We start from the raw sequence: 3,472 nt of genomic DNA, 5'->3' as shown, positions 1-3,472 counted from the left end.
AGCATGCAGAGGAAACCAATTTGCCTGTGCCCGAGTATCCAATCCTATTTAATAAATTTAACAATACATTATCAGGGAACAAGGAAGATGTTTTCCTTCCGAAAGTGTCCCATAAAGTCGACTATGAAGCCGAGTTGGTTATTGTTATCGGGAAAAAGGCGAAATATGTGCCTAAAGAAGAAGCGCTGAACTATGTATTCGGATATTGCAACGTGAACGATTTGTCCGCTCGCGACTTGCRGTTGCGGACGCCGCAATGGTTGCTTGGCAAGACTTGTGATGGATTCTCTCCGCTCGGACCTTATTTAGTTACAGCCGACGAAGTGGGCAATCCAAATGATTTATCGATCAAGTCAATCGTTAACGGCGAGGTTCGCCAGGAGTCTAATACAAGTGATATGATTTTTTACTGCGACGAAATTGTCAGCTACATTTCGCAGCATTTCACACTATCGCCGGGAGATATCATTCTTACCGGAACGCCAGAAGGCGTCGTTATGGGCTATCCGCCGGAGCGTCAAATTTATTTGAAAGACGGTGACGTCGTAACGATTGAAATTGAGAAGCTCGGAGCATTAACAAATCGCCTTGTTGCGGAGCAATAATCACTTGAGCACGCATTTAATATTACGATTTCATGAGGAGGGGTCTAGGTGAGTAAAATGGTTCGGCTTGCGGTTGTTGGCGGGCAAAGAGGAGCAGCTTTCGGTAATGCGCTTAGCAGCTTGTTGGGGAAGGCGGAATTGACGGCGGTATGTGATTTGAATTCGGACGTGTTGAAGGGTTGGAAAGAGAGGTTTCCGGGTATCACGACATACACAAGCTACGAGAAATTGCTCGAAAGCTCTCAGGTTGATGCAGTATTCCTAGCAACACCGATGTTGATCCATGCAAGTCAGGCAGTCCTTGCACTTAAAGCGGGAAAACATGTGCTAAGTGAAGTGATCGGTTCGCATACCTTGGAAGATAGCTGGAAGTTAATTGAAGCGGTCAAGGAAACAGGCCTGACTTATATGATGGCGGAAAATTATTGTTATACACGAGAAAATATGATGGTCCAGCATATGGCCAGCGCTGGGGCATTTGGGGAAATTACTTATGCGGAGTGCGGCTATATTCACGATGTAAGAGAATTACTGCATGGCAGTGACAGCAGCTTGACCTGGCGTGGTGACTATATTCGAGATTTTAATGGTAGTACATATCCTACCCATTCACTCGGGCCGATCGCTAAGTGGCTCGGGATCAACAAGGAGGGTGGTGATGCTTTCGAAGAGCTCATTACCGTTAACTCCAAAAGTCGGGCTTCCTCTAAATATTTTCTGGAGCATTTCGGTGCAGAACACCCTGGATCACAAGTTGGATTTTGGAATCAAGGGGACAGCTCCAGTACACTTATTCGCACGAAGAACGGCGTCCTGATCTCGCTTCGCGTCGATATACAGTCAGCACGTCCGCACAACATGAACCACTATGGACTGCAAGGTACAGAAGGATCCTATTTAGCTCCGCGGTTTGGCGGGGAAGATCCACTCGTATGGTTAGAGAAAGATCAAATTGCCGGGCAACATCCAGAGTGGAAATCTTTGTGGGCCTATGAACAGCAGTGGGAACATCCTAACTGGAAGCAATGGTCGGAGCAAGCGCTTAATACCGGTCATGGTGGAGGAGATTTCTTCGTTATGCATGAGTTTGTTTCTGCTATTCTGGAGAACAGAAAGCCTGCCATAGACGTGTATGACGCGATGACATGGAGCTCGGTATTCCCGCTATCTGTACAATCCGTTGCTAGCGGCTCTCCGGTGAAGTTCGTTGATTTTTTGAAAGGGTAACAGGAAAAGGGTTGGTCTCTTAAGATGCTTCAAGGATCTTAATGAAACCGGCCCTTCTTATGTATATAACACTCCTTTGTTATTACAATGCTCGCCCCCGTAAATATMTACATCAATACTCAGCTTTCGGTTTGTTATATTAGATAGCAACGACGATATACCAAAAATAAAAAGTGTTGGTATAGGAATAACCATCCTACATCAACACTTTTTCACTTTTGAACATGATTATTTTATCCTGTTATAGGATTGTCTCCATTTCGCGGGAATGATATATTGGGATAAATTGGTGAGTCGCATGTTAAAATCCCCCATCAGATCAGGGAGGAAACTTTATGGATTATTTGAAAAAAAGGCCTATTAAGCTACAATTTTTAATGATATTTATTCTTTTCGTATCGGTCGTCGCAGTGGTCATGCTCTTGACTTATTCTCAATCTAAGAAAATGATTTATGAAAAAAACGAAGAGTATTCGATCGAACTTTTGGATAAAATTACACAATATATCCAATCCCAAATCGAGAATATTGATGGATTGGTTATTAATACCTCTTACAATATGGATGTTCATCAGTATTTAAAATCCACTGATCTAATTGATAAGATTGACTTATTTAAAAAAGTCGACTCCCAATTCACCACCATTAGTCAGCTTGAGAACGGGATAGTCGATATGACCATCATAGGTGAAAATGGTAATAATGTGAACCTCATGTCAGATAAAAACAAGAGGAAGACGGTAATAGATACCATTGCGGAAATGAAAAATAGTCCGGATTTACGATTGAAGCCCTATTATGCTGGATTGAAAGAAATGGTCGATAACGGTGTCGGTCATCATTACTTTATTATCGGTTCTCGAATTAACAACATATATCCATCGCATACGCTAGGTTATTTTATTGTCATATTGGATTTGAACGCACTGTTTCCGAAATTTAACATCATGCTTGAGAATGGCTTTGGAAACTTCTATGTGTTGGATCGCAATGGGACGGTTTCCTCAAGCAACGATATGGCGATGATCGGGAGAAAACTGGATACCGCCGCGATTAAGGATAATGAAAAATACGTCATTCAAACAACGGAGTTGCCTGATCTACAAGGGAGAATAGTGAACATCTACTCGAAACAGAATTTGTTCCGGGGATTGGAAAAAATCAAAGTGGTATATGGGTGGATTTTGATCATTTTTATCCCCATCATGTGCTTACTGCTTTGGGTAATCAGCCGTAACGTACTTGAGCCAATCAAGTCTTTTATGAGGTTTATTCAGGTCCAGAAGGTCAAGAATATCTATCACAGTCAAAAGAGATTAGAGTTGATTGGATATAACGAGATTATGGTAATGGCCGATAGGTTCAACGGTATGTTGGATGAAATTGATCATTTGACCGATGAAGTCATATCATCCGAAACGAGAATTATGAAATTGGGATTATTGAAGAAGCAGGCGGAGCTCGCATTCTTAAAGCTGCAGGTAAATCCTCATTTTTTGTACAATATGCTAGAATCGCTGAGAGGAATGGCCAATGAAGTCGGTGCGATGGAAATACGGGATATGATTGCAGCGCTGGGCAAGATGCTTCGATATAGTATTAAAGGTCAGGATATAGTTAGACTCGGTGAAGAGCTGGAT

3 protein-coding genes are annotated in these 3,472 nt (G+C 42.3%); all 3 read left to right on the top strand.

Translation table 11 applies throughout. The annotated features are described in order from the left end of the window. On the top strand, window positions 1-605 hold a 605-nt coding region (locus tag AC1DWN_RS30620), incomplete at its 5' end, for a fumarylacetoacetate hydrolase family protein (RefSeq protein WP_477562634.1). A 57-nt stretch (window positions 606-662) separates the two neighbouring features. Continuing rightward, window positions 663-1,832: a Gfo/Idh/MocA family protein gene (locus AC1DWN_RS30615; RefSeq protein ID WP_477562635.1), complete on the top strand. Its 1,170-nt coding sequence runs from the start codon at window positions 663-665 to the stop codon at window positions 1,830-1,832. Window positions 1,833-2,167: 335 nt separating this feature from the next. Next, window positions 2,168-3,472: sensor histidine kinase (locus AC1DWN_RS30610; protein ID WP_477562633.1), on the top strand; the 1,305-nt coding region annotated here is incomplete at its 3' end.

Source organism: Paenibacillus sp. P4_A7 (genome assembly GCF_056402455.1).
This window is presented reverse-complemented; position numbering and strand designations above follow the sequence as displayed.

Coding starts and splice junctions, on each gene's coding strand:
- AC1DWN_RS30615 (WP_477562635.1), top strand. CDS start 663: ATGGTTCGGCTTGCGGTTGTTGGCGGGCAAAGAGGAGCAGCTTTCGGT.